At 67.7% G+C, this 23,563-nt stretch carries 25 protein-coding genes and 1 riboswitch; of the genes, 10 read left to right on the forward strand and 15 right to left on the reverse strand.

Features of this window, described 5'->3' with window-relative positions; translation table 11 throughout:
- The first annotated feature begins 81 nt into the window (after positions 1 to 81).
- Both ACO6D5_RS05130 and ACO6D5_RS05135 read left to right on the forward strand, forming a co-directional pair.
- Positions 82 to 1,074, forward strand: coding sequence for a tripartite tricarboxylate transporter substrate binding protein (locus ACO6D5_RS05130; RefSeq protein WP_315846364.1), 993 nt, complete (start codon positions 82 to 84; stop codon positions 1,072 to 1,074).
- A gap of 63 nt (positions 1,075 to 1,137) precedes the next feature.
- Entirely contained in the window at positions 1,138 to 2,082 is a 945-nt protein-coding gene (locus ACO6D5_RS05135) for a M14 family metallopeptidase (RefSeq protein WP_485824773.1), read from the forward strand.
- A gap of 48 nt (positions 2,083 to 2,130) precedes the next feature.
- On the opposite strand, the gene ACO6D5_RS05140 is transcribed toward ACO6D5_RS05135, so the two are convergent.
- The 3 genes from ACO6D5_RS05140 to ACO6D5_RS05150 all read right to left on the reverse strand — a co-directional run bounded on the left by ACO6D5_RS05140 (position 2,131) and on the right by ACO6D5_RS05150 (position 5,231).
- Entirely contained in the window at positions 2,131 to 2,652 is a 522-nt protein-coding gene (locus ACO6D5_RS05140; RefSeq protein WP_315846362.1) for a lipocalin family protein, read from the reverse strand.
- A gap of 81 nt (positions 2,653 to 2,733) precedes the next feature.
- Positions 2,734 to 4,305 carry a glutamate--cysteine ligase gene (gene gshA / locus ACO6D5_RS05145; RefSeq protein ID WP_315846361.1) on the reverse strand — a complete coding sequence of 524 codons (1,572 nt, stop codon included), beginning with the start codon at positions 4,303 to 4,305 and terminating at the stop codon, positions 2,734 to 2,736.
- Between the two features lie 32 nt (positions 4,306 to 4,337).
- A complete protein-coding gene (locus tag ACO6D5_RS05150) occupies positions 4,338 to 5,231 on the reverse strand; it encodes a lysophospholipase (protein WP_485824774.1) in 894 nt (297 codons plus the stop codon).
- A gap of 60 nt (positions 5,232 to 5,291) precedes the next feature.
- Between ACO6D5_RS05150 and ACO6D5_RS05155 the strand changes: the two genes are divergently transcribed.
- Positions 5,292 to 5,849, forward strand: a complete 558-nt coding sequence (locus ACO6D5_RS05155) for a hypothetical protein (protein WP_315846359.1) — start codon at positions 5,292 to 5,294, stop codon at positions 5,847 to 5,849.
- Here ACO6D5_RS05155 and ACO6D5_RS05160 read toward each other — a convergent pair.
- The gene (locus ACO6D5_RS05160) at positions 5,839 to 6,042 is read right to left on the reverse strand and encodes a helix-turn-helix domain-containing protein (protein ID WP_035214062.1); all 204 of its coding nucleotides are present in this window, start codon (positions 6,040 to 6,042) and stop codon (positions 5,839 to 5,841) included. The two genes, ACO6D5_RS05155 and ACO6D5_RS05160, sit on opposite strands and share 11 nt — an antisense overlap.
- Positions 6,043 to 6,299: 257 nt before the next feature.
- Here ACO6D5_RS05160 and ACO6D5_RS05165 point away from each other — a divergent pair, with 257 nt between their 5' ends.
- Positions 6,300 to 7,199, forward strand: coding sequence for an AEC family transporter (locus ACO6D5_RS05165; RefSeq protein ID WP_315846358.1), 900 nt, complete (start codon positions 6,300 to 6,302; stop codon positions 7,197 to 7,199).
- A gap of 27 nt (positions 7,200 to 7,226) precedes the next feature.
- On the opposite strand, the gene ACO6D5_RS05170 is transcribed toward ACO6D5_RS05165, so the two are convergent.
- Positions 7,227 to 8,234, reverse strand: coding sequence for an Ldh family oxidoreductase (locus ACO6D5_RS05170; protein ID WP_315846357.1), 1,008 nt, complete (start codon positions 8,232 to 8,234; stop codon positions 7,227 to 7,229).
- A gap of 134 nt (positions 8,235 to 8,368) precedes the next feature.
- Positions 8,369 to 8,450, forward strand: a riboswitch (SAM riboswitch).
- Between ACO6D5_RS05170 and metX the strand changes: the two genes are divergently transcribed.
- The 3 genes from metX to ACO6D5_RS05185 all read left to right on the forward strand — a co-directional run bounded on the left by metX (position 8,440) and on the right by ACO6D5_RS05185 (position 11,673).
- Positions 8,440 to 9,702, forward strand: coding sequence for a homoserine O-succinyltransferase MetX (gene metX, locus ACO6D5_RS05175; protein ID WP_315846356.1), 1,263 nt, complete (start codon positions 8,440 to 8,442; stop codon positions 9,700 to 9,702). Its footprint overlaps the riboswitch before it by 11 nt.
- The gene (gene metW / locus ACO6D5_RS05180; RefSeq protein ID WP_315846355.1) at positions 9,699 to 10,313 is read left to right on the forward strand and encodes a methionine biosynthesis protein MetW; all 615 of its coding nucleotides are present in this window, start codon (positions 9,699 to 9,701) and stop codon (positions 10,311 to 10,313) included. The genes metX and metW overlap by 4 nt, the downstream gene beginning before the upstream one ends.
- A 109-nt stretch (positions 10,314 to 10,422) precedes the next feature.
- The gene (locus ACO6D5_RS05185) at positions 10,423 to 11,673 is read left to right on the forward strand and encodes a muropeptide transporter (RefSeq protein ID WP_485824801.1); all 1,251 of its coding nucleotides are present in this window, start codon (positions 10,423 to 10,425) and stop codon (positions 11,671 to 11,673) included.
- A gap of 111 nt (positions 11,674 to 11,784) precedes the next feature.
- On the opposite strand, the gene ACO6D5_RS05190 is transcribed toward ACO6D5_RS05185, so the two are convergent.
- On the reverse strand, positions 11,785 to 12,651 hold the full coding sequence (locus tag ACO6D5_RS05190) for a universal stress protein (RefSeq protein ID WP_315846354.1): 867 nt from the start codon (positions 12,649 to 12,651) through the stop codon (positions 11,785 to 11,787).
- Between the two features lie 262 nt (positions 12,652 to 12,913).
- Here ACO6D5_RS05190 and ACO6D5_RS05195 point away from each other — a divergent pair, with 262 nt between their 5' ends.
- On the forward strand, positions 12,914 to 13,552 hold the full coding sequence (locus ACO6D5_RS05195; RefSeq protein WP_035214041.1) for a trimeric intracellular cation channel family protein: 639 nt from the start codon (positions 12,914 to 12,916) through the stop codon (positions 13,550 to 13,552).
- A gap of 126 nt (positions 13,553 to 13,678) precedes the next feature.
- Positions 13,679 to 14,380 (forward strand): GntR family transcriptional regulator, encoded by a 702-nt coding sequence (locus ACO6D5_RS05200; protein WP_315846353.1) that lies wholly within the window; start codon positions 13,679 to 13,681, stop codon positions 14,378 to 14,380.
- Between the two features lie 45 nt (positions 14,381 to 14,425).
- On the opposite strand, the gene ACO6D5_RS05205 is transcribed toward ACO6D5_RS05200, so the two are convergent.
- Genes ACO6D5_RS05205 through ACO6D5_RS05220 form a run of 4 tightly spaced genes read right to left on the reverse strand, consistent with a single transcriptional unit; the run spans position 14,426 to position 17,387 of the window.
- Entirely contained in the window at positions 14,426 to 15,193 is a 768-nt protein-coding gene (locus tag ACO6D5_RS05205; RefSeq protein WP_485824775.1) for a LamB/YcsF family protein, read from the reverse strand.
- The gene (locus ACO6D5_RS05210) at positions 15,190 to 16,200 is read right to left on the reverse strand and encodes a 5-oxoprolinase subunit C family protein (RefSeq protein ID WP_485824776.1); all 1,011 of its coding nucleotides are present in this window, start codon (positions 16,198 to 16,200) and stop codon (positions 15,190 to 15,192) included. Before ACO6D5_RS05210 ends, ACO6D5_RS05205 begins: the two co-directional genes overlap by 4 nt.
- Positions 16,197 to 16,931: a 5-oxoprolinase subunit PxpB gene (gene pxpB / locus ACO6D5_RS05215; RefSeq protein ID WP_485824777.1), complete on the reverse strand. Its 735-nt coding sequence runs from the start codon at positions 16,929 to 16,931 to the stop codon at positions 16,197 to 16,199. Before pxpB ends, ACO6D5_RS05210 begins: the two co-directional genes overlap by 4 nt.
- A 24-nt stretch (positions 16,932 to 16,955) precedes the next feature.
- Complete coding sequence (locus ACO6D5_RS05220) at positions 16,956 to 17,387, reverse strand: VOC family protein (protein WP_088590995.1); 432 nt, start codon at positions 17,385 to 17,387, stop codon at positions 16,956 to 16,958.
- A gap of 145 nt (positions 17,388 to 17,532) precedes the next feature.
- On the opposite strand from ACO6D5_RS05220, the gene ACO6D5_RS05225 reads away from it, so the two are divergent.
- Positions 17,533 to 18,396, forward strand: coding sequence for a LysR family transcriptional regulator (locus tag ACO6D5_RS05225; protein WP_315846373.1), 864 nt, complete (start codon positions 17,533 to 17,535; stop codon positions 18,394 to 18,396).
- 173 nt (positions 18,397 to 18,569) lie between these two features.
- On the opposite strand, the gene serA is transcribed toward ACO6D5_RS05225, so the two are convergent.
- The 5 genes from serA to ACO6D5_RS05250 form a co-directional block, all read right to left on the reverse strand.
- A complete protein-coding gene (gene serA, locus ACO6D5_RS05230) occupies positions 18,570 to 19,766 on the reverse strand; it encodes a phosphoglycerate dehydrogenase (RefSeq protein WP_315846349.1) in 1,197 nt (398 codons plus the stop codon).
- 98 nt (positions 19,767 to 19,864) lie between these two features.
- The gene (locus tag ACO6D5_RS05235) at positions 19,865 to 20,323 is read right to left on the reverse strand and encodes a DUF411 domain-containing protein (protein ID WP_006227203.1); all 459 of its coding nucleotides are present in this window, start codon (positions 20,321 to 20,323) and stop codon (positions 19,865 to 19,867) included.
- A gap of 36 nt (positions 20,324 to 20,359) precedes the next feature.
- On the reverse strand, positions 20,360 to 21,289 hold the full coding sequence (locus tag ACO6D5_RS05240) for a copper resistance protein B (protein WP_485824778.1): 930 nt from the start codon (positions 21,287 to 21,289) through the stop codon (positions 20,360 to 20,362).
- A gap of 3 nt (positions 21,290 to 21,292) precedes the next feature.
- Positions 21,293 to 23,014, reverse strand: coding sequence for a copper resistance system multicopper oxidase (locus ACO6D5_RS05245; protein ID WP_315846346.1), 1,722 nt, complete (start codon positions 23,012 to 23,014; stop codon positions 21,293 to 21,295).
- A gap of 19 nt (positions 23,015 to 23,033) precedes the next feature.
- Positions 23,034 to 23,522: a plastocyanin/azurin family copper-binding protein gene (locus ACO6D5_RS05250; protein ID WP_315846345.1), complete on the reverse strand. Its 489-nt coding sequence runs from the start codon at positions 23,520 to 23,522 to the stop codon at positions 23,034 to 23,036.
- Positions 23,523 to 23,563: the final 41 nt, after the last annotated feature.

Consider the following 23,563-nt stretch of genomic DNA (forward strand, 5'->3'; position numbering starts at 1 on the left):
TGCGCCGCCCGTGAAAATGTGGCGCTAAACCTCAAACGAGACGGCAACGCCGTCCACCCCCAGCACCCCAAGGAAGAAAACATGAAGTCCATTCTGCATCCGCTGCGTGCAGCGCTTGTTGCGCTCTGTGCCGTCTCGGCCGTTGCCGCCGCACCCGCCGCCTTGGCGGCCGACTACCCCGCCCGCAGTGTGTCGCTGATCGTCGGCTACCCGGCCGGCGGCAGCCTGGACCTGACCGCCCGCCTGCTGGGCGAAGAACTGGGCAAGCGCCTGGGCCAGACCGTGATCGTGGAAAACGTGGGCGGCGCCGGCGGCACGATCGGCGCGCAACGCGTGGCGCGCGCCGCGCCCGACGGCTACACGATCTTCCTGGGCTCCACCAACGAAATGGTGATCGCCCGCATGATCAACACCGCGGTCAAGTACGACAGCGCGAAGGATTTCACCGCCCTTGGGTTGGTGGCCTCGCAGCCGATGCTGCTGGCGGCCAGCAAGAACTCCGGCGTGAAGACCGCCGCCGACTATCTGAAGAAGCTGCGCGGCGCCGAGCCCGGCACGTTCAACTACGGGTCGTCGGGCGTGGGCACCACGCTGCACCTGGCGGGCGAAATGATCAACCAGGCCACCGGCACCCGCGCCGAGCACGTGCCGTACCGCGGCGTGTCGCCGCTGGTGACGGACCTGATGAGCGGCCAGCTGGATTACGGCATGCTGGTGCTGTCCTCGGGCCTGCCGCAAGTGCGCAGCGGCAACATCGTGGCGCTGGGCCTGACCGAGAACAAGCGTTCGCCGGCCGCGCCCGAGATCGCGCCGCTGGCCGCGACGCCGGGCTTCGAGTCCGTCGACATCAACCTGTGGTTCGCGCTGTACGGCCCCGCCGGCTTGCCCGAGCCGGTCGTTGCCAAGCTGCGCGGCGTGCTCGATGAAACGCTGAAGTCCGAGGCGTTCCGCGCCAAGATGCAGGAGGCCGGCGGCGAAGTGGCCAAGCCGGGCGTCGACCTGGCCGCGTATCAGGCCGAAGAAACGAAGAAGTACGGCGCGCTGGTCAAGGCAGCGAAGATCGAAGCGCAGTAAATCGCACCCGGACATTTCAGGCTTTCATCAATCGCAAGACCAGGCAGACAAGCGGACATCATCATGGAATTCAAGCTCCCCGTTCCCGACCTGAGCGCCGAGCGCGCCGGCAACACCGATACGCCGGGCGTCTGGCATTTTGATTCGGGCGTGCCGGGCCGGGCGCTGATGGTGTCCGCACTGGTGCACGGCAACGAACTGTGCGGCGCCTGGGCGCTGAAGGACCTGCTGGCCGCCGGCGTGAAGCCGCGCCGCGGCAGCCTGACCCTGGCCTTCTGCAACCTGGAGGCGTTCGACCGCTTCGACCACGCCCGTCACGACGCTTCGCGTTTCGTGGTCGAAGACATGAACCGCGTCTGGAGCGCCGAGCGCCTGGACAACCCCACGACGCCGGACCGCCAGCGCGGCGCGGCGCTGCGCCCCTGGGTGCAGCGCGCGGACTGGCTGCTGGACCTGCATTCGATGCACGAGCCTGGTGCGCCCTTGCTGTTGACCGGCGTACTGCCGCGCAACATCGCGCTGGCGCGCCGCCTGAAGGCCCCGCAACACGTGATCGTGGATGCGGGCCACAAGGATGGCGTGCGCATGCGTGACTTCGGCCAGTTCGGCGACCCCGCACGCGAAGACGCCTGCGCCTTGCTGATCGAATGCGGATTCCATGGCGAGCTGGCCTCGCGCGATGTGGCGCGCGACATGGTGGCGCGCATGCTGGTGGAGTCCGGGGTGATCGATGCCGCCGACGTGCCGGCCGGCTGGCTGCTGCCGGATCCTGCCGCGCAACGCGTGCTGGAAGTAACGAATGCGGTCGTCGCGCCATCGATGGACCTGCGCTTCTCAGAGGCCTGGACAGGCCTGGAAACGCTGGCAAAGGCGGGGTCCGTGATCGGCTGGGCGGACGGCCAGCCGATCGTGACGCCCTACGACAACTGCACGCTGATCATGCCGTCGCTGCGCCAGCTGAAGCCCGGCGTGACGGTGGTGCGCCTGGCGCGCGATTACGCGGGCTGACCCGCAGGCGCGCTGCTTGCTTGGCGGCGCGGCTCGATGGGTCGCGCGCTATTTCTGCGGCGTGTAGCGCAGTTCGTCCAGCTGATAGCCTTGCGCCGTTGCGGCGGCCAGCGCCTTGTCCAGTTCTTCCTTGGGCAGCTGCGGCGAACGCGACAGGATCCACAGGTACTTGCGGTCGGGCGTGCCGACGACGGCCCAGCGGTATTCCGGGTCCAGGCCAATCACCCAGTAATCGCCTTTGAAGGGCTTGACGAACGTCACTTCAAGCTTGGCATTGTTGCTGCCTTCCACGACGGTCGCGGTGCCCGAGGCCGAATCGACATCCCCATCCTTGGTGCGGCAGCGGTTGTTCACGCCCACGGTGCCGTCGGCATGCGCGGTGTATTCGGCGGTCGTGTCCCCCACGCAGTTGCGCTGGAAGAACATGGGGAAATTCGCGATTTCGTACCACATGCCGGCGTAACGTTTCAGGTCCACCGATTCCACGGTCTGCATGGCTGGCGGCGCGGCATGGGCGATTCCCGCCATGCCGGCTGCCAGGGCCAGCAAGAATGTTGCAGTGCGGCGCATGGAAAAAACCTCCTGAGTGACGGACGCGGTCCGCGGCGCCGGTCATGCGGGCGCCGCAAACCAAAACCCTAACGATACGCCTTATTTGCGGGGGGCCTTCAGCGCCTCGTGGTAGCGCGCGACGTAGGTGGCGAAATCCACCGTGTCCGATTGCTCCAGGCGTTGCTGCTCCATCGCGGATTGCGCCGCCGCTTGTTCATAGGCGGCCGCCAGGTCCGAAGGCAGGGCTTGCGCGCGCAGGGCCTCGGCGTGCTTGCGGCTTTGCTGCAGCGAATAGTCATGGAACGACAGGCCGCTGCGCTTGAGCGAATCCAGCAGGCGGGCCGACGGCGTGGCCTCCGGCGCGTCCAGCTTGGCGCGTTGCGCGGCCAGGGCGTCGGCATAGGCGCTGCCGCCCAATGCGGAATCGAACAGCGCGGCGTACGGCGCGATCTGGTCCAGCAGTTCGTGGCCCCACTGGGCCAGCGCCACGGGCTGGCCTTCGCGGTCCAGCATCAGGCCCGGCTTGCGGCCTTCCTTGACGACGGTCGAGAAGTTGTCGGCGCTGCGTTGGCAGTAGCCGTTGGCGGGGAAGAAGGGGCTGTCGGACGCCGTGCAGTACAGCAGGAAGGCATCCACGAAGCGGCTGGTGCTGGCGTCGATGCCCACGGGCGAGTCCGGGTCGATGTCCAGGCAGCGCACTTCCACGTACTGCACGCCGCGTTCGGCCAGGGCCGTGATGGGCCGTTCGCAGCGGCCCGTGGCGCGCTTGGGGCGGATGCTGGAGTAGTACTCGTTTTCGATCTGCAGCACGTTGGTGTTCAGCTGGATCCATTCGCCGTTGCGATGCGTGCCAAGCTTCTGGTAGTCGGGCCAGGGCTGGGTCACGGCGTCGTACAGGCGGCCCAGGAAGGTGTCCAGGTCGTTGTAGCAAAGCTTCAACTGCGACTGCGCCTTGTTCTGGTACCCCAGGTCGCTCATGCGCAGGCTGGTGGCGTAGGGCAGGTACAGCGTGTGGTCGCCCAGGCGCTCGAGCGGATGCTCGCGGCCGCGCAGGAAGTCGCTGGCCAGCGCGGGCGCCGCGCCGAACAGGTACATCAGCAGCCAGGAGTAGCGCGTGAAGTTTCGGATCAGCCCGATATAGCCGCGCGAACGGCGGTCTTGCACCGAGCCCGGCTGCGTGTCCAGCACGGACCAGAGGTCTTCGGCCAGCGAGAAGTTGTAGTGCACGCCTGCGATGCATTGCATCGTCTTGCCGTAACGTTCCGCCAGGCCGCGGCGGTACACGTGCTTGAGCATGCCGGTGTTGGACTTGCCGTACCAGGCGATGGGGATGTCGGCTTCAGCCGGCAGGGTGGCGGGCATGGACTGGTTCCAGATCAGTTCATGGTCCAGCACGCTGTAGACGTGGCGGTGAGTATTGGTCAGTTCGGCCAGGAGCGCGTCCACATCGGTGTGCGTGCCCGTGATCAGTTCAAGCAGCGATTCGGAGTAGTCGGTCGTGACGTGTTCGTTGGTCAGCGCCGAGCCCAGGCCGGCCGGGTGCGGGGTGCGGGCCAGGATGCCCTGCTCGTCCACGCGCAGGCCTTCTTTTTCGATGCCTCGCAGCGTCTGGGTCAGCAGCGAGCGGTTGGCCTCTAGGCGGGAGAGGCGGTTGGCGGCGGTATCAGTCACGGATTCTTCTCGTTTGGGTCTGTCGCGGGATTTTACGGGGTGCCGGCCTCCTGTGCCGAGGGAGCCAGTACTGGGCGCAGGGACAATGCCTGGGCCGTGCGCGCCAGCCATTCGTCCAGATCAGCATAAACCGGATCGGAAATGGGGGCCGTTTCATTGAAAATCTCGTGCCAGGCGGTGTCGTACCAGCGCAGCGTCAGCAATTCGGCCGGGGCGCGCTGGGCGAACTGGCGGCTGCCTTCGGCGGCGACGATGGAATCGTCGCCCGCCACCATCAGCAGGGTGCGACAGGGCAGCAGCCCGGCTTCCCGCAGCGATTCCTGGCCGGCGTCGTCCACGAAGCGCGCCAGCCTGCCCGTCATGCGGCGCCGCACCAGCGGGTCGGACCGGTAGGCTTTCACCACCGCGCGGTCGTGCGAGATCCGGGCGGGCGCCAAGCCGTGGGGCACCCGCAGGTCGGGGGCATGCAACGACATCCAGGTGAGGGTGCGGCGCACCCACTGTGGCACGTGAACCACGAACGGCGGCGAACTCAGCACCAGGGCATCCAGTTCCGCCATGCGGCGCAGCGCAATCCGCACCGCCACCAGCGCGCCCAGGCTGTGGGCCAGCAGGATCGGCGGACGGCCCTGGACCTGGGTCCAGGCGCGCAGCCGGTCGACGGCGTCGGTGACGAGGTCTTCCTGGTGGCTCAGCGTGGCCGGCGGGCCGCCCGACCGGCCGTGGCCGCGGTGGTCGTGCGCACCCACGGCCCAGCCGCGGGCGGCCAGCCAGCGGGCCAGCCGGTCATAGCGCCCGGCGTGCTCGCTCAACCCGTGCATCAGATAGATGCTGGGCGTGCCTGGACCCGAGATCGGCAGGGGCACATTCGGGGCGGCAGGCCAGACATAATTCGCCAATGGGGTGCCGTCGGGCGCTGGGGTCATGGAAATCGGCGACAATTTCTGCATTCCTTGAAATGGATAGACCGTCCAGGTCCTCGGGTAATGACGATTTCATCGCTGTTTCGTTTCATGTTCAAGAAAGCCGGCCTCTTTGTGGGGTTGGCGCTGGTGCTGGCTGCCTGTTCGCCCCGTTACAACTGGCGTGAAGTCGACGTGGCCGATGGCCACGTGCGGGCGGCATTCCCGGACCGGGTCATGACGGACACCCGCGACCTGCGCCTGGATACCCATACCTTGCGTTTTACCCTGGCGACCGCCACCGTGGGGGAAGCCGTGTTCGCGATCGGGTCGGCCCCGTTGCCGCCGGAGATCGCGGCGGACCCCTCCGCCAAACAGGCGCTGGGCCGGGCGCTCATCGTTTCACTGCACGCCAACATGCAGGCGCCGCCGCCTACGGAGTGGCCGGCCTATGGGCAGGATATCGAGGTGCATGGCAAGGCCATGGGCAAGCCGGGGTGGCTGCAGGCCAAGGTCTGGGTGACCGATACCATGCTGATCGAGGCGGTGGCCGCAGGCACGCAGGAAAGCCTGCCGGCTGAACGGGCGCGCGAGTTCCTGCGGTCAGTGGTGATCAATCCCGCCAAGCCCATCAAGCCGTGACGGCGTCCAGCAGGCCCTGGCGCAACGCCGCGGCCACCGCGGCCCGCCGGCCGCGCACGCCCAGCTTGGCGCAGGCGTTGCGCAAGTGGAAGTTCACCGTGCTTTCGCTGACGCCCAAGATGCGGGCGGTCTCCCAGCTGGTCTTGCCCGCGGCTGACCAGTACAGGCAGGCGGCCTGGCGGTCGGACAGCATTTTTTCAGGCGGTGGCGCGGACAGCGAAGTCAGCGGCGAAACCGGCGGATTCAGGGCGGACAGGGGCGGGGACGGCACTTCCAGAGACGCCTCCAACAAAGGGCGGTACGCGGACAAGCGGCGGATGGCGGTCATGGCGGCTGGGGGCGAGGCGCCCGGTAGTTAACATGTCGTCCGCATGCTGCGGCTCGCGCCGCCGGCAGGCAAGCATTGATGCCGCAGCGCATCAAACTCTTTATCTCTGACGGAATAGTCGTATGTTGGCCATCACCCAGTTCTACCTCTCAGCCATCGTGCTGATGCTGCCCTTGCTGTTCTGCGTGGGCATCGGGGTGTTCTGGGGCAAGCGCGACATTCCGTTCGGCGGCGCGTTCATCACGACGCTGGTGACGTCGGTGACCACGCCGGCGCTGGTGTTCCATACCTTCGTCACCACCCACCTGGACGACCGCGCGCTGGCCGATGTGGCCGCGGCCACGTTGCTGGCGCTGCTGCTGTGCGCGCTGGTCGCCGCGCTGCTGCTGAAGGTGTGCAAGCTGCCCGTGCGCACGTTGCTGCCCACGGCTTTCCTGCCCAACGCCGGCAATCTGGGCCTGCCGATTTCGCAATTGGCCTTTGGCGACGCCGGCCTGTCGGTGGCGGTGGCGTTCTTTGCGGTGAACTCGTTCGTCATGCACACGATCGCCGTGCGGCTGCTGCCCGGCGTGAACACCAAGGGCAGCTGGAAAAGCCCCATCCTGTTGGCGTCCGTGGTGGCGGTGGGGCTGCGCATGCTGCACATCCCCGTGCCGGAATGGCTGATCGAGACGGCCCGGATGCTGGGCGCGGTGACGGTGCCGCTGATGCTGCTGAGCCTGGGCCACGCCCTGGCGCTGATTCCATCCAACGGCCTGCGCGACGGCGCCAAGGTGGGCGCGATCCGCTTGGGCGTCGGCCTGGCGGCCGGGCTGGCCGTGGTGTGGGCGCTGGACCTGGAACCCGTCCTGGCGGGCGCGCTGACCCTGCAGATGGCGATGCCCTGCGCGGTGGTCAGCTACATGTACGCCAAGCGCTACACCCCGTTGGGCGACACCGCGGCGGGCGCGGTGCTGGTGTCCACGGTGGTGTTCCTGCTGCTGGCGCCGCTGATGCTGTGGTTCACGCGCGCCGGGACGTAGCGCCTGGCGGTTGCCGCGAGGGGCGCGTCAGGCCACGCCCGCCATCGTCCGCAGTTGCGCCATGAGCGCATCCGGGATGTCCACGCCGTGCTTCACGGCTTCGTCGCGCAGCTTGCGGCGGCGTTCGCCGGGCAGGCGCACGCCGTCGTCCTCCAGCATGGCGTCGACCAGCGTCTCGACGCGTTCCAGATAGGTATCGCGTCCGGCCAGCGCGCCCGGGTCGATCGCCATGAAAGCCTGGCCCAGCCGGGCCGGGCCGCCCGCGTCGACGAAGAACGATTCCGTCTCGAAGCCGAAGTGCGCGCCGGTCAGCGCGCAGGCCAGCAGTTCGACGATCAGCGCCAGCATCGCGCCCTTGACGCCGCCGGCGGGCAGCATGCTGCCCGCCAAGCCCGCCTTGGGGTCGGTCGTGGGCTGGCCGTCCGCATCCAGCGCCCAACCTAGCGGAATGGGCTGGTTGTCGCGTGCGGCGATCATCAGTTTGCCGCGCGCCACTTGCGACAGCGACAGGTCGATGACCAGGCGCGCTCCGTTGCGGCGGGGGAAGGCCGCCGCGATGGGGTTGGTGCCGAAAAGCGGCCGCTTGCCGCCCCAGGCGGGCATGGCGGCCGGCGAATTGCTGAGCGCCAGCGCCACCAGTCCGGCATCGGCCAAGGCTTCCAGGTGGTAGCCGGCTTCGCCGAAATGGTGGCTGTTGGCTACCCCGATGAAGGCGATGCCGTGTTCGCGGGCGCGCGTGGCGGCCTGCTCCACGGCCAGGGCGCAGGCCGGGAACGCCAAGCCCGAGCCCGCGTCGATCAGCGCGGCGCCGCCGCGCTCGTGCACGATGCGCGGCACTGCTGAACCGATGGCGCGGCCCGCGCGCAGGTGGCCGGCGTAAAACGGCACGCGCGACAGGCCATGGGAGCTGAGACCCTGGCTTTCCGCGAAGACCAGCGCGCGGGCGGTGCTGTCGGCCATCGCCGGGTTGGCGCCGGCGGCGGCCAGGCCGGCCGCCGCCAGGTGTTGAAGTTCGTCCAGATAGATGTGAGCCATATCTTTCCTGTCAGGGGGGCGCGCCGCGTCCATTGGGCGCCGCCGCCGGTCAAGCTATTGTCCCACCGGCGGGCAGGCTGCGGCCGCGTCCGCAAGCAGTGCTAGAATTCTTTTCGCAGTACAGATTGCATCACCCATATTTCGGCGCCGATTTGCCTGATCCGCTTGCGGGCGCCTTCCAATAAATCCAGCTAAAGAGGTCCGTATGACCACTCCTGCCCAACATTTGGCCGGTGATTCGGCCAGCGGGTTCGTTCCCGCCACCGTCACGACTTCCGACTCCGTTGATCCCGGTTCCGTCGGTCTTGTCGCACCCACTTTCATCCGTTTCGATGAGCCGCTGCCGTTGTTGAGCGGCCAGTCGCTGGCCGCCTACGAACTTGCCGTGGAGACCTATGGCACGTTGAACGCCCAGCGCACCAACGCGGTCCTGATCTGCCATGCGCTCAATGCCTCGCACCACGTGGCGGGGCTGGCGGCGGACAATCCCAGCGACGTGGGGTGGTGGGACAACATGGTCGGCCCCGGCAAGCCGGTGGACACCAATATCTTCTTCGTGATCGGCGTCAACAACCTGGGCTCATGCTTCGGGTCGACGGGCCCGGCCAGCATCAATCCCGCCACCGGCAATCCCTGGGGCGCCGCGTTCCCGGTATTGACGGTGGAAGACTGGGTGCGCGCGCAGGCCCGCGTGGCCGACCACTTCGGCATTGAGCGCTTCGCGGCGGTGATGGGCGGATCCCTGGGCGGCATGCAGGCCCTCAGCTGGGCCATCACCTTGCCCGACCGCGTGGCCAATTGCGTGGTGATCGCCAGCACGCCGCGCCTGTCGGCGCAGAACATCGGCTTCAATGAAGTCGCGCGCCGCGCCATCATCACCGATCCGGACTTCCACGGCGGCGACTACTACGCGCAAGACACCGTGCCGCGGCGCGGCCTGTCGGTGGCGCGCATGATCGGCCACATCACCTACCTGTCGGACGACGACATGGCCGAGAAATTCGGCCGCGCGCAACGCGCGCCCGCCGAGAACGGCGCCTACCACTACGGCTACGATGTCGAGTTCGAGGTGGAGTCGTACCTGCGCTACCAGGGCGAAAAGTTCACCCGCTACTTCGATGCCAACACCTATCTGCTGATCACGCGCGCGCTGGATTATTTCGATCCGGCCCGCACGACCGGCGGCGATCTGGCGCGCGCGCTGGCACCGGCCAAGTCCGATTTCCTGCTGGTGTCGTTCTCGACCGATTGGCGCTTTCCGCCCGAGCGTTCGCGCGAGATCGTGCGCGCGCTGCTGAAGAACGCCAGCCCCGTGACCTACGCCGAAATCGACGCGCCGCATGGCCACGACGCCTTCCTGCTGGAAGATGCGCGCTACCATGCCGTGGTTCGCGGCTATTACGAACGCATCGCGCGCGAGCTTGGGCTTGGCGGCGCTGCCGCCCCGACCGAAGGACGCTCCGAATGACCCCTGTGACCCCCCGCTATGCCCACAGCGCGCTGCGGCCCGACCTGGCGCGCATCGCCGGCTGGATCGAGCCCGGCAGCCGCGTCCTGGACTTGGGCTGTGGCGACGGCGCGCTGCTGGCGCACCTGCGCGACCACCGCCAGGTGCGCGGCGCGGGCGTCGAACTGGACGATACCTGCGTGATCGCCTGCGTGCGCCGCGGGGTCGAGGTGATCCAGCAAAACCTGGAAGACGGCCTGGCGCTGTTCGACGACAAGCAGTTCGACACCGTGGTGTTGTCGCAGACCTTGCAGTCCATGCACCGCACCGAGCACATCCTGCGCGAGATGGCCCGCGTGGCGCGCTACGGCATCGTGTCCTTCCCCAACTTCGGTTATTGGCCGCACGGCTGGGCCATCCTGCGCGGCCGCATGCCGGTGACGGGCCAGATGCCCTACCAGTGGTACAACACGCCGAACATCCACCTGTGCACGCTGCGCGACTTTGAACAGCTGGCCGGCGTCGTGGACCTGCGCATCCTGGAACGCGCGACCTTCAACGAAGGCCGCGAGGTGAAGCTGTTCCCCAGCTGGCGCAGCACGCTGGCGGTGTACCGCTTCGCGTCCCCCTGACATTCCGACACCGATCGTCCTGACGGCGCGGGCCAACAGGCCCTAAAATGCCGGGAGCCCGCGGCGCGACGTCTGTTGCGCCACGCCGGCTGTGTTTCAGGAGACCGTCATTACCGCTGTATCCAACGTCTACACCAGCCCCCGCGTGGCCCCCTTGCTGGTCCTGGGCTTTGCCAGCGGACTGCCGTTGGCCCTGACCAGCGGAACCTTGCAGGCCTGGGCCACCGTTGAAGGCGTGCCGCTGCAGGAAATCGGTTTCCTCACCCTGGTAGGCACGGCCTACACCATCAAATTCCTTTGGGCCCCGCTCGTCGACCGGTTCGTGCCGCCCTTGCTGGGCCGGCGCCGCGGCTGGATGCTGGTGACGCAGTTGCTGCTGGCCGTGACCATCATGGCGATGGGCATGCTGTCGCCGTCGTCGGCGCTCATGCCGCTGGCCATGCTGGCGGTGCTGGTGGCCTTTCTTTCCGCCACGCAGGACATCGCGTTCGACGCCTATTGCACGGACGTGCTGCGCAAGGAGGAACGCGGCGCTGGGGCCGCCATCAAGGTGATGGGCTACCGGCTGGCCATGATCGCCTCCGGCGGGCTGGCGCTGATCCTGGCGGATCAGTGGATCGGCTGGGGCTACACCTATGTGCTGATGGGCGGCCTGATGCTGCTGTGCTCGGTCGCGACCTTGCTGGCGCCCGAACCCGAACACGTCGCCCGTGCGCCGCGCAGCCTGCGCGAGGCGGTCGGCGAACCGCTGCACGAATTTTTCACGCGGCGCGGCGCGCTGGCGGTGTTGCTGCTGATTGTGCTGTACAAGCTGGGCGACGCCTTCGCGGGCGCGTTGTCCACCACCTTCCTGATCCGCGGCGCGGGCTTCACGCCTACCGAAGTCGGGACGGTGAACAAGGTGCTGGGGCTGGCCGCCACTATCGTGGGCGCGTTGGCCGGCGGATCGCTGATGTCGCGCTGGGGGCTGTATCGGTCGCTGATGGTCTTCGGCCTGCTGCAGGCCGTGTCGAACCTGGCGTACTGGCTGATCGCCATCAGCCCGAAGAACCTGTGGCTGATGGCGACGGGCGTCGGCATCGAGAACCTGTGCGGCGGGCTGGGCACCGCGTCTTTCGTCGGCTTGCTGATGGCGCTGTGCCGCCAGCGGTTCTCCGCCACGCAGTTCGCGCTGCTGTCGGCGCTGTCGGCGGTGGGCCGCACCTATCTGGCCGGGCCGCTGACGCCGCCGCTCGTCGGGTACATGGGCTGGCCGGGCTTTTTCCTGCTGACCGTGTTGATCGCATTGCCCGGCCTGGTGTTGCTGAAGGTCCTGCGCGGCACCATCGAAACCATGGAACGGCAGGGCGACCAGGCATAAAGCAGAGAGGCGATGGGTTGCGCGCGCTGGGCGGCAATATTCTTGCTTAAGGACCCTCGCGCTCCACCCATCCTGCTCGGTCAAGCTTCTTGCCTAAGGACCCGCGCGGCTTCACCCATCCTGCGTCAACCGGACGATCAGCACGTCGCTGGGCAGGGATTCCAGCAGCCGTTCGGCCACGCTGCCGATGGCGGTGCGCAGGATGCCGGTGCGGCCGTGGGTGCCTGTCACGACCAGATCGGACCGGTGGTTGAACGAGTATTCCGACAGCACCGTTTCGGGCTGGCCGGGTTCCAGCACGACGTTCGGGGTCAGGCCGGCCAGCTCGGGCGTTTCGGCCGTGAATTCCCGCGCGCTTTGCTCGGCGCCCTTGTAGAAGCTGCGCGTGATGGCGTCGTCGGGCACCGTCTTGCCCTGGAACGGCACGTCATAGGCGTGGAACAGCGTCAGGTTGGCGTCGGGCACCAGTTGCAGCGCCGCGCGCAAGGCCTGGCGCGAACCGGGCGAGAAGTCGGTGGCGACCAGCACGTCGTGGTAGGGCTTGCGCGGGCGCGTCTTGACCACCAGCACCGGCTGGCGCGCCTGCCGGGCCAGCTTTTCGACGGTCGTGCCCAGCAGCAGCCGGCCCAGCGTTTCGTCGCGGGCGGTGCCGGTGACGATCAGCGAGCAGCCGAAGCTGTCCGCCGTTTCCATGATGTGCGACAGCGGATCGCCCGACACCACGACGACTTCAAACGGCACGTCGGCGGCGGCCAGGTCTTCGGCCAGCTCGCGTTCGGCCAGGGCCTTGTGGTCGGAGGACAGGCGCCGCCAGACCGGCGTGGTCAGGCGGGCCGACGTGGAATGGCTTTCCATGACGTGCAGGACGATCAGCTTGGTATTGAGCGCTTTGGTGAGCTGCAGCGCGCGATCCAGGGCGCGGTCGCCCCGCGCGCTCAGGTCCGTGGCCAACAGGATGGGACCAGTTTGCTGTGTCATACGTTATCTCCCGGTTGACGCCAGGGTGTCGGCTCCCGCGTCCGCGTCGCCTGGCTGTTACCGCCCGTCAGGGCATGTCCCCATTGTCCCGCCGCGACGCGGGCCGGGGATTGATTGATATCAACGCACGGTCCAGCGTACGGGATGGGGCGCCCGCAGGCAATGGCGGCTTGCGCAAGATCAGGATCAATACAATGGGGCCTGCCGTACCCTGAGCCCGGCCCCGTTCCGGCCCGATCACCGTCTTCTCCCGCCTTCCCCCATGTTCTCCGATATTTCACCCGCCTTGCTGCACACGCTGTACCTCGTCGCCATCGTGGCCGAAGCCATGACCGCGGCGCTGTCGGCGGGCCGGCGCGACATGGACTGGATGGGCGTGTGCATCATCGCCTGCGTGACGGCGCTGGGCGGCGGGTCGCTGCGCGACGTGCTGCTGGGGCACTACCCGCTGACCTGGGTCGTCCACCCGGAATACCTGTGGATGACGGGGGGCGCCGCGATCCTGACCGCGCTGATCGCACCCGTGATGCGGCGGCTGCGCAGCGTGTTCCTGCTGGCCGACGCGCTGGGACTGGTGGCGTTCACCGTCATCGGCTGCCAGGTGGCGCAGCTGATGCAGTTGCCGATCACGGTGGTGCTGATCAGCGGCATGATCACCGGTTGCGCAGGCGGGGTGCTGCGCGACGTGCTGTGCAACGAAGTGCCACTGCTGTTCCGCAAGGAGCTGTACGCCAGCGTGTCGGTCGTGACCGGCGCGCTGTACCTGGGCGGCCAGTCGCTGGGATTGTCGGCCAATGCCGCCGTGCCCCTGGCGCTGGCGGTCGGCCTCGCCTTGCGCCTCTTGGCCCTGCGCTTCAATTGGCAGATGCCGAAGTTCGTCTACCGCGACGATTGGCACTGAGCTGCCGGCTGGGGCGCCGTGGACGGGGTTTTCGCCTCTGCAACAATATTCTTATTTGTGTTTCAATAGATTTCTAGTATCTTCTCCCTGTCTCATACATGCATCACGCAGTACAAGGGGAGCCGATTGGACGTCAAAGCGCCCGCCACGATTCCGTATTTCCTTCAGGAACAGATTCGTGAGTTGATAGTGGATGGCACTATCCGGCCCGGGCAGCCCTTGCGGGAGCAAGAACTAGAGCAGCGTTTCGGCACCAGCCGCAGCCCGATCCGGGAAGCGCTGCGCCTGCTGGAACTGAGCGGCCTGGTCACGCATATCCAACGCAAGGGCTTCAGGGTCACCCTCTATACCGAAACGCAGATCCGCCACCTTTACATGTTGCGCGCGGAGCTGGAGGCGTATTGCATCCGCCAGTTGGCGGACATGCGCGACCTGGCGCCGCTGGTGGCTGAATTGCGCAGCTATGACGACGCTATCGCGGCGGCGGTGGCCAAGCGCGACATCCGCGCCTGCATCGCGGCCTCGCGCGAGTTCTATCTGGCCGGTGCCCGCTACACGGGCAACACGCCGCTCACCAGCATGCTGAGCAAGCTCTACGAACAGGTGGAGCCGCTGCGTTACCTGCTGGCCAGGCGCTCGATGGAAACCAACACGCTGCAGGTGTACACGCAGGGCATCACGCAAGCCCTGGCCGGCCGCGATTTCGAGCGCGCGGCGGACCTGACGCGCAGCTACGTGGTGGAAGTGCTGCCGGGCATCCTGCAGTCGTACCGCGACGCGGCCGACCAGGCTGCCGAAGACCTGGCGCCGCGCTATGGCCGGGCCTGATCCGGGCCTGATCCGGCCCGAGCCCGCGCGCCCGGCCGGCAGGATTCAAACCCGGGCCGGCGTGCGGACCTCGATGCCCGCTTGTTCCAGCGCCCGGCGGATGCCGTTGGCAAACAGCAGCGCGTTGGGCTGGTCGCCATGGATGCAGAGCGTGTCGGCCTGGACCGGCACGTCGCGCCCGTCGATCGAACGCACCTTGCCCTCGCGCACCATGCCCAGCACCTGCTCCACGGCGAGGTCCAGGTCTTCGATCATGGCGCCGGCGCGCGTGCGCGGCGTCAGCGAACCATCGTCCTGGTAGGAGCGGTCGGCGAACACCTCGCTGGCGGCCGCAAGGCCGATGGCGCGCGCCGCGTCGATGAGCTTGCTGCCCGCCAGGCCGTACAGGATCAGCGAGGCGTCCACATCCTTGACCGCTTGGCAGATCGCGCGCGACAGGCCCTCGTCGCGGGCGGCCATGTTGTACAGCGCGCCGTGCGCCTTCACATGATGCAGCCGCGCGCCTTGGGAAGCCGCCACGCCGGCCAGCGCGCCGATCTGGTAGACCACGATGTCATAGGCTTCGTCCGGCGTGATCTGGATGACGCGGCGGCCAAAGCCCGCCAGGTCCTGCAGACTGGGATGCGCGCCCAGCGCCACGCCTTGCTTCACCGCCGCCGCCACCGTTTTGCGCATGGTGGCGGGATCGCCGCCGTGAAAGCCACAGGCGATGTTTGCGGAGCTGACGTATTGCAGCACCGCGGCGTCGTTGCCCATGGTCCAGGCGCCATAGCTTTCGCCCATGTCGCAGTTCATATCGATGCGGGAGGTCATTGCGGTTTCCTTGTTGCCGGGGCAAGCAGCGCGCGCAGGGGTTCCAGCGCCGCTTGCAGTTGGAGGAATGCGTATTCGCGCTCGCCGTCCAGGCGTTGCGCCTCGTCCAGTCCGATCGGCTGGAAGCGCAGGGTCTGGCCGGGCGCGCATTGCGCCAGGGCGGGCAGGTCCACCGTGGCGATCTGCGCGATCTTGGGATAGCCGCCCGTGGTTTGCCGGTCGGCCATGAGGATGATGGCTTCGCCGCCCGCGGGCACCTGCACGGTGCCGAAACTGGCGGCTTCCGACAGCATCTGGCGGGGCGTGTCCATCGGCAGCGCCGGACCCAGCAGGCGGTAGCCCATGCGGTCGGATTGCGGGCTCACGCGGAATTCCGCGTCCGTGAAGGCTTGGCGCGCAGCAGCCGAAAAGGCGTCCCAGTGCCGGCCGGGCAGGAAGCGGATGGCGCCGCGGCGCTGGCCGCGCAGCGTACCGGGCAGATAGGCCCCGATGTCCCACAGGGCCGACTGCAGCGCGTCCAAGTCCTGGTCGGCCAGCGGCGCGCGCAACGGAATCTGGTCGCCCTTGGCCAGCGCGCGGCCCTGGAATCCGCCGAAACCGCTGCGCAGGTAGGTGGTTTCGCTGCCCATGACCGCAGGCAGCGCAAAGCCGCCGTGCACCGCCAGGTAGCCGCGCACGCCCGCGGCCGGCCGAGCGCCGAAGGCAAGGGTATCGCCCGCGCGCGCCACCAGCGGGCGGTGCATCGGGATGTCCTGGCCATTGAGGGTTGCGCCCAGGTCCGCGCCGGCCAGCGCGAAGCAGGTGGGCGCGTCAAAGCGTAGCGTGGGGCCGAGCAGGGTCATTTCCAGCGTGGCCGGGTCGCCGGCGTTGCCCGCCAGGGCGTTGGCCAGGCGGTGCGCGCGTTCGTCCATGGCGCCTGCGGCCGGAATGCCTTCATGCTGGTAGCCGTCGCGGCCGCGGTCCTGGAAGCTGGACAGCATGCCGGGCTTGATCACGGTCACGCTCATGGCCGGGCTTCCCGGATGCGGTCGAACTCCTGCGGGCTGATCGGCACAAATCGGACCGAATCACCGGGTTGAAGCAGGGAGGCGGGCTCGCGGGCGGGATCGAACAGCGTCAACGGCGTGGCGCCGATGATGTTCCAGCCGCCGGGCAGCCGGTTGGGGTAGATCACGGTCTGCCGGTTGGCCACCGCCACGGCGCCCGCGGGCACCGCGGTGCGCGGCGAGGGCCGGCGCGGGATATTCAGCTTTTCATCGTGCACGCCCAGGTAGGCGTGGCCCGGCGCGAAGCCCAGCATGAAGACCATGCTGCGGGGCTGGCTGTGCAGGGCGATGATCTCGTCTTCCGTCACGCCGGCCGCCCGCGCCACGTCGGGCAGGTCGGGGCCGTGCGCGCCGCCATAGCAGACGGGGACGTCGATCTGGCGGCCGTCCAGGGCGTCGGCCGTGATGCCCTCGCCCAGCAAGGCGCCGATGCGGGCCGTCAGGCTGGTACAGGTGGGGCCGTTGCCCTGGCCGTCGGGCCGGTAATGCACCGCCACCGCCACGAACGACGGCACCACGTCGGTGACGCCGGGCAATCGCGCGTCGCGCAGCTTGCGCGCCGCGGCCAGACAGGTCCGGCCGATCGCGGCGTCGATCCGGTCACCAAAGGAAATGATCAGGCAGCGGTCGCCCTGGGGCTGGATGCGCCAGGGGGTTTCGGCCGGAGAAGGGGGTTCTGAAAGCGCGTTCAACGGCACGAAACCTCTGGCGGAGGATTACTTGGCGAACAAGGAATCCATGTTCTTGAAGGCCTTGAATTCCAGCGCATTGCCCGACGGGTCCAGGAAGAACATCGTGGCCTGTTCGCCCACTTCGCCCTTGAAGCGGATGTAGGGCTCGATGACGAATTCGGTGCCTGCGTCGATCAGGCGCTTGGACATGGCTTCCCATTGTTCCATGGAAAGCACGGCGCCGAAATGGCGGACCGGCACGTTGTGGGAATCCACGGCGCTGGTGGCCTTGTGGCCGCATTCGCTGGGCGCCAGATGGGCGACGATCTGGTGGCCGTAGAAGTTGAAGTCGATCCATTCGGGCGAGCTGCGGCCCTCCGGACAGCCCAGCTTTTCGCCGTAGAAGGCGCGGGCTTCGGCCAGGTCGCGGACCGGGAAGGCCAGGTGGAACGGCGGCAGGTTGGTTTGGGCGGTCATGAAAAACTCCGGGGTGTTCAAAAAAGATGATGGCTTACCGGCTGCCGCGCTTGCGGGCGGCCTTTAGCACCAGGGCATAGTTTAGGTATTGTTTTTTTGATTGAAAAACGATATTTTTTGTGTCTTAGCATCAAAATTATTGATCGTGATCAAAGAGTTCAAAACCTTCATCGCCGTGGCGCGCGACGGGACGTTCACGGGCGCGGGCGCCCACCTGGGCCTGACGCAGTCGGCCGTCAGCGCCCAGATCAAGCGCCTGGAGGAATACCTCGGCATCGAGCTTTTCGACCGCGGGGCGCGGGCCGCCGTGCTGAACGCCCACGGCCGCGAGATGCTGCCGCAGGCCGAAGAACTGGTCGCCATGGCCGAACGCATGGTCACGACGGCGGGGGCGGGCCAGGTCAGCGGATCCTTGCGTATCGGGGCGATCGCCTCGGTGCAGCAGGACCTGCTGGTGGACGCGCTGGGGCGTTTCCGGGCGGTCTACCCGGATGTGCGGGTGCGCATCGTGCCCGGCGTGTCGCTATCGCTGTTGGGGCAAGTCGATGCCGGCGAGGTGGATATGGCGGTGCTGATCCGTCCGCCGTTCACGCTGCCGCCCGAGCTGGGCTGGCATCGCCTGCTGAGCGAGCCGGTGATGCTGGCCGTGCCGGCCTCCTTGCCGGACGCGCCCTGGCGCGAACTGCTGGCCGCGCAACCCTTCATCCGCTACGACCGGGCGTCCTTCGGCGGGCGGGTGGTGGACATCTTCTTGAAGAAGCACCGCCTGAACGTGCACGAGGCGGTGGAACTGGATGAGATCGAGGCCATCGCCAACATGGTGCGCCACGGCCTGGGCGTGGCCCTGCTGCCGAAATTGCGGCGCCTGGACATGACGGGCCTGCGGCTCGTGCCGCTGGGCGAACAGGCCTTCCACCGCGAGATCGGCATCATCGGCCGCCTTCCGTTCGATGCCGGCAGCGTGCGCGAAAAAATGGCGGAATGCCTGATGGCGGCGGCGGCCGACTAGCGGCGGGTGAAGCGCGAGATCATCCGGCCAAGAACCCGAATGCCTAGCGCGCGCAACCCATCAAGCAACGCCGCATTTCTTATCTGATTCAGCCACAACACAACCGCCGCTTGATGGGTAGCGCGCGTTCGAAAGCGGAGTCCTTGCATCAGGACCCCCGCGCTTGACCCATCCTACAGCCGGTCGCAGCGGACCGTGATCGGGTGATTGCGCAGCGTGGTCATCACCAGGTCGTCGACCTGGCCTTCCACGTCGGTGATCACGTAGCCGATCTGGCCCTTGGTCTGCAGCGTTTGGCTGACGATGTTCAGGCCGTGCTGCGCCATCAGGTTGTCCAGCGTGCCGAGCGCGCCCGGGGCGTTGCGGTGCACGTGCAGGATGCGCGTGGCGCCGGCCGGCTCCAGGTAGGGCAGTTCGGGGAAGTTGACCGCGCCCTTGGTCGTGCCGGCCTGCATGAAGCGCACCAGCTTCTCGGCCACTTCGCGGCCGATGTTCTCCTGCGATTCCTGCGTGCTGCCGCCGATGTGCGGGGTCAGGATGACGTTGGGCAGGCCGATCAGCGGGCTGGCCAGCGGTTCGTCCGCGCCCTTGGGTTCGGTGGGGAACACGTCCAGCGCGGCGCCGGCCAGGTGGCCGGACTTCAGCGCGGCGTGCAGGGCGTCGATGTCCACCACCGTGCCGCGCGAGGCGTTGATCAGGATCGCGCCGCGCCGCATGCGGCCGATCGTCTCCGCGTTCATGATGTTTTCGGTGGACTTGCCGCCCGGCACGTGCAGCGTCACCACGTCCGCCTGTTCCAGCAGGTCGTTGAGCGTCCCGGCGGGGCGGGCGTTGCCCAGCGGCAGCTTGGCTTCCACGTCGTGGTAGATGACGCGCATGCCCAGGCTCTCGGCCAGGGTGCTGATCTGCGAACCGATATTGCCGTAGCCTACGATGCCCAGCGTCTTGCCGCGGGTTTCAAAGGCGCCCGAGGCGCTCTTGTCCCAATGGCCCAGATGCACGCGCGCATTCTTTTCCGGAATCCGGCGCAGCAGCAGGATGGCTTCGCCCAGCACCAGCTCGGCGACCGAGCGGGTGTTGGAGAAGGGCGCGTTGAACACCGGGACGCCGCGCTGCATGGCGGCATCCAGGTCGACCTGGTTGGTGCCGATGCAGAAGCAGCCCACGACGCGCAGGTCCGGGCTGGACAGCAAGGCGGCGTCCAGGTGCGTGCGAGAACGGATCCCCGCCACGTGCACGCCACGCAGGGCTTCCTGCATTTGCGCCGGCGGCAGGGCCGCGGCGTGCGTGACGATGTCGGTGTAGCCGGCGGCTTCGAAGACCGCGCGCGCGCTCGGATGGATGTTCTCGAACAGGACGATTTTTGCCATGACTGCCAAGGGGTGGGTGAAGAATGCGTTTTATTTATTGTGGCGCATTTTTGCTGCAGTGCAAGGAGTAGCCATTGGGGCGGTGTGGATGAATTGTTTCAGCGGTACGCCTGGAAAACCTTGGCCCCGCCGCGCTTGTCCACCAGCAACACGTCGTGCGGCGTCTTGCGGCCGCCGTATTCGGGGCCGTCCATGCCGGGCGAACCCAGCGGCATGCCGGGGGCGGCCAGGCCTGCGGCGTCGGGCTTTTCCAAGAGCAGGCGGCGCACGTCGCTGGCGGGCACGTGGCCTTCCAGCGCATAGCCGTCCACCACCGCGGTATGGCACGACCCGTAATCGGCCATGCCCGCGTTGCGGCGGATAGGGCCGGTGTCCTGCACATCGTGCGTGGTGACGGCAAAGCCGTTGTCGCGCATGTGCTTGACCCAATCTTCGCAGCAGCCGCAGGTGGGCGTCTTCCAGACTTCGACCTTGGCGGGCGTTTGCGCGGTGGCGAAGGCGGGGGCGCAAAGGGCCGCGGCCAGGGCCACGCGGCGCGTGATACGGGAAATGTTCATGAGGCTCCTTATTGATATGAGGGGCGTGGCGCCGGGTCAGAACCAGAACCGGACGCCCGCCATGACGGCCGTCTGGGACCGGCTGGCTCCGGCGTCCGACGCATAGCTGGCGGTCTGGCCGAACTTCCGTTCAAAGGAGACGCCAAGGTAAGGGGCGAACTCCCGCGTGACCTCATAGCGTAGCCGCAAAGAGAGCGACCCTGTGGACAGGCCTGATCCGATCCCGCGTTCGGGGTCGCGCTTGCCGTACAGGCTGGCTTCGAGTTCCGGCGTGAAGATCAGGCGCTGCGTCAGCATCAGGTCGTACTCGGCCTTGATCGCCAGTGCCGTGCGGCCGGACGATCCCGCATAGGCGGTCGTCTCCAGTTCGATGTTGTAGGGCAGCAGGCCTTCGATGCCGAACGCGGCCCAGTTGCGCTTGGGGCCGGTGCCGATGTCCCGGCGGGCGCCCAGCTGCAGGTTCCAGAAGGGCGACACGGCGTGGCTCCAGAAGCCTTCGACCTTTCCTTCCGAGCCGCCGCCGCTTTCGCGTTCGCCTTCGCTCTTGATAAGCAGGCGGTCGGTGGCCGAGCCAAACCAGAAGCGGCCGTCCCAGTCCAGCGCGTTTTCGCCGTCGCGGTTGCGCGTGACGCCGAACTTGTCGAACAGCACTTGCCAGGTGGACGCGTTGTCCATCATGTGGGGGTGGATGCCGTAGCTGTCGTAGCCGCGTTCGCCCGCGCCGTCGCTGCTCGGCAGGCTGCCGACCGGCGGCGCGTCCGAGTCGGGGGCGGCGCCATGCCCCATCGCGGCGTGATCCATGGCGGCGGGAGCCGGGGCAGGACTCATGGCGCCGTGATCCATGCCGGGCATGCTGGAATGGTCCATCGCGGCGTGATCCATCGCGGCGGGTTGCGCGTGGGCGCCCGCGGCGCCCAGCGTCAGGGCAAGAGCGCAGGCGCCCAGCAGGTTGTGTTGCGTCGTCATCGCTTACTCCACCACGACCGCTCTGAACATGCCGGCCTCCATGTGATACAGCAGGTGGCAGTGGTAGGCCCAGTGCCCGCGCGCATCGGCGCTGACGCGGTAGCTCAGCCGCTGCGCCGGATTGAGGGTGATCGTGTGCTTGCGCACCTGGAAGGCGCCGTCGGGCGACTCCAGGTCGCTCCACAGCCCGTGCAGATGGATCGGGTGGGTCATCATGGTGTCGTTGACCAGCACGAAGCGCACGCGCTCGCCATAGCGCAGCACGATGGGCTTGGCGTCCGAGAACTTCACGCCGTTGAACGACCACATGTAGCGTTCCATGTTGCCCGTCAGGTGCAGTTCGATTTCGCGGGACGGCGCGCGGTTGTCCTCGGGTTCTCGGATGGAATGCAGGTCCGCATAGGTCAGCACGCGCCGGCCGTTGTCGCGCAGGCCCACGCCCGGGTCGTCCAGCCGCGTCGACACCACGTCGGGCAGCATGGAATTGCTGACGCCGCGTTCGGTCGGGTAAGGGTGCTTGACCTCGACCATGCCGCCTTGCCCGGCCGCCGAGGCACCGTGCCCGCCGTGGTCCATGCCGGACATGCCGCCTGATCCTCCCATGTCGTGCGCCATGCCCATGTCCATCATGCCCAGCAACTGCACGCGGTCCAGCGCGGGCACGTCGGCCTGCATGCCGGCGCGCGGCGCCAGCGTGGCGCGGGCAAAGCCTGAACGGTCCATCGCCTGCGAGAAGATCGTATAGGCGCGCTCGTCCTGCGGCTCGACGATCACGTCGTAGGTCTCGGCCACGCCGATGCGGAATTCCTCGACGTCCACGGGCCGCACGTCCTGCCCGTCGGCGGCCACCACCGTCATCTTCAGGCCGGGGATGCGCACGTCGAAGTACGTCATTGCCGAGCCGTTGATGAAGCGCAGCCGGATGCGTTCGCCCGGCTTGAACAGCCCGGTCCAGTTGCCCGAGGGCGTGGCGCCGTTGGTCAGATAGGTGTAGGTGGCGCCGGACACGTCCGCCAGGTCGGTCGGCGTCATGCGCATCTGTTCCCACATCAGGCGTTCGGACAGCGCGGCGCGCCAGCCGCGTTCCTGCGCGTCGGCGGCGAGGCTCTGGACGCTGGGCTGGATGCGGTTGTAGTACTCGGGCATCACCTTGAGCTTGTTGAAGAGCCGCATCGGGTCTTCGTCCGTCCAGTCCGACAGCAGCACGGTGTAGTCGCGGTCGGACGCGATGGGGTCGCGGCGGCGCGGGTCGATCACGATGGCGCCGTACAGGCCGGTCTGTTCCTGGAAGCCCGAATGGCTGTGATACCAGTACGTGCCGCTTTGGCGCAGCGCGAAGCGGTAGGTGAAGGTCTGGCCCGGGTCGATGCCGGGAAAGCTCAAGCCCGGCACGCCGTCCATCTCGGTCGGCAGCAGGATGCCGTGCCAGTGGATGGAGGTCTGCTCGCGCAGCCGGTTGGTGACATGCAGGGTTACCGTGTCGCCTTCGCGCCAGCGCAGGAGGGGGGCGGGCACCTGGCCGTTGACCGTGGTGCCGATGCGCGCGGCGCCGGTGAAGTTCACGGGCGTCTCGCCGATTTCCAGATGGAATTCCGTGCCGCGCAGTTCGTTGGCGGGCGCGGGCGAGGCCAACGCGGCGCGCCAGCCGCCAAGCGCGGCCAGCGCGCCGCCGGCGGCCAGGCCCTGGACGAAGCGGCGGCGGGCAAGAGGGGGGGATGTGCTCATGGAAGGAAGGCGCCGGGCGTCAAAGGACCGACACCGCGCCCTTCATGCCGGCGCTGTAGTGGCCGGGTTCCAGGCAGCCGAAGGACACGGTGCCCGCCTTGTCGAAGCGCCAGACGATCTGGCCCGTCTTGCCGGCGTCCAGCGACACCGCATTCGCCTCTTCGTGGCGCATGCCGGGGTCTTTCATCATCATGGCGTAGTGCGCCTTCAGGTCGGCCTCGGTGCCCAGCACGAGTTCATGGCGGATCTTTCCCGAATTGCGCACGTTGATGCGCACGGTTTCGCCCGCCTTGACCTCGATGCGGTCGGGCGTGAAACGCATGGCGTCGGTCATGTCGACATCGATGGTGCGCGTGGCGCGGGCGGCGTCGCCCGGCTTGCCGATGGGCGTGGACGCGGCCGGCATGGACATGCCGTGGCCGGCGTGTTCGCCCGCGGCTTGCGCGGCGCCGGCGACCAGCAGGGCCAGCGCGGCGGCTTGGGTGAAACGGATCAGGGTGTCTTTCACGAGAATCCTTGGGAGGGGTGGTCGTGATGACACTGTAGGAA

This window comes from Achromobacter sp., from assembly GCF_057314935.1.

Bases quoted from the DNA above. Each gene is read 5' to 3' on its own strand.
- ACO6D5_RS05130 (WP_315846364.1), top strand. From the start codon at position 82: ATGAAGTCCATTCTGCATCCGCTGCGTGCAGCGCTTGTTGCGCTCTGT.
- ACO6D5_RS05155 (WP_315846359.1), top strand. From the start codon at position 5,292: ATGACGATTTCATCGCTGTTTCGTTTCATGTTCAAGAAAGCCGGCCTC.
- ACO6D5_RS05235 (WP_006227203.1), bottom strand. From the start codon at position 20,323: ATGAACATTTCCCGTATCACGCGCCGCGTGGCCCTGGCCGCGGCCCTT.
- ACO6D5_RS05210 (WP_485824776.1), bottom strand. From the start codon at position 16,200: ATGAGCGTGACCGTGATCAAGCCCGGCATGCTGTCCAGCTTCCAGGAC.
- ACO6D5_RS05160 (WP_035214062.1), bottom strand. From the start codon at position 6,042: ATGCTGTCCGACCGCCAGGCCGCCTGCCTGTACTGGTCAGCCGCGGGC.
- metX (WP_315846356.1), top strand. From the start codon at position 8,440: ATGACCACTCCTGCCCAACATTTGGCCGGTGATTCGGCCAGCGGGTTC.
- ACO6D5_RS05135 (WP_485824773.1), top strand. From the start codon at position 1,138: ATGGAATTCAAGCTCCCCGTTCCCGACCTGAGCGCCGAGCGCGCCGGC.
- serA (WP_315846349.1), bottom strand. From the start codon at position 19,766: ATGGCAAAAATCGTCCTGTTCGAGAACATCCATCCGAGCGCGCGCGCG.
- ACO6D5_RS05165 (WP_315846358.1), top strand. From the start codon at position 6,300: ATGTTGGCCATCACCCAGTTCTACCTCTCAGCCATCGTGCTGATGCTG.
- ACO6D5_RS05220 (WP_088590995.1), bottom strand. From the start codon at position 17,387: ATGACCGCCCAAACCAACCTGCCGCCGTTCCACCTGGCCTTCCCGGTC.
- ACO6D5_RS05140 (WP_315846362.1), bottom strand. From the start codon at position 2,652: ATGCGCCGCACTGCAACATTCTTGCTGGCCCTGGCAGCCGGCATGGCG.
- ACO6D5_RS05150 (WP_485824774.1), bottom strand. From the start codon at position 5,231: ATGACCCCAGCGCCCGACGGCACCCCATTGGCGAATTATGTCTGGCCT.
- metW (WP_315846355.1), top strand. From the start codon at position 9,699: ATGACCCCTGTGACCCCCCGCTATGCCCACAGCGCGCTGCGGCCCGAC.
- ACO6D5_RS05195 (WP_035214041.1), top strand. From the start codon at position 12,914: ATGTTCTCCGATATTTCACCCGCCTTGCTGCACACGCTGTACCTCGTC.
- ACO6D5_RS05205 (WP_485824775.1), bottom strand. From the start codon at position 15,193: ATGACCTCCCGCATCGATATGAACTGCGACATGGGCGAAAGCTATGGC.
- ACO6D5_RS05245 (WP_315846346.1), bottom strand. From the start codon at position 23,014: ATGAGCACATCCCCCCCTCTTGCCCGCCGCCGCTTCGTCCAGGGCCTG.
- ACO6D5_RS05170 (WP_315846357.1), bottom strand. From the start codon at position 8,234: ATGGCTCACATCTATCTGGACGAACTTCAACACCTGGCGGCGGCCGGC.
- ACO6D5_RS05240 (WP_485824778.1), bottom strand. From the start codon at position 21,289: ATGACGACGCAACACAACCTGCTGGGCGCCTGCGCTCTTGCCCTGACG.
- ACO6D5_RS05190 (WP_315846354.1), bottom strand. From the start codon at position 12,651: ATGACACAGCAAACTGGTCCCATCCTGTTGGCCACGGACCTGAGCGCG.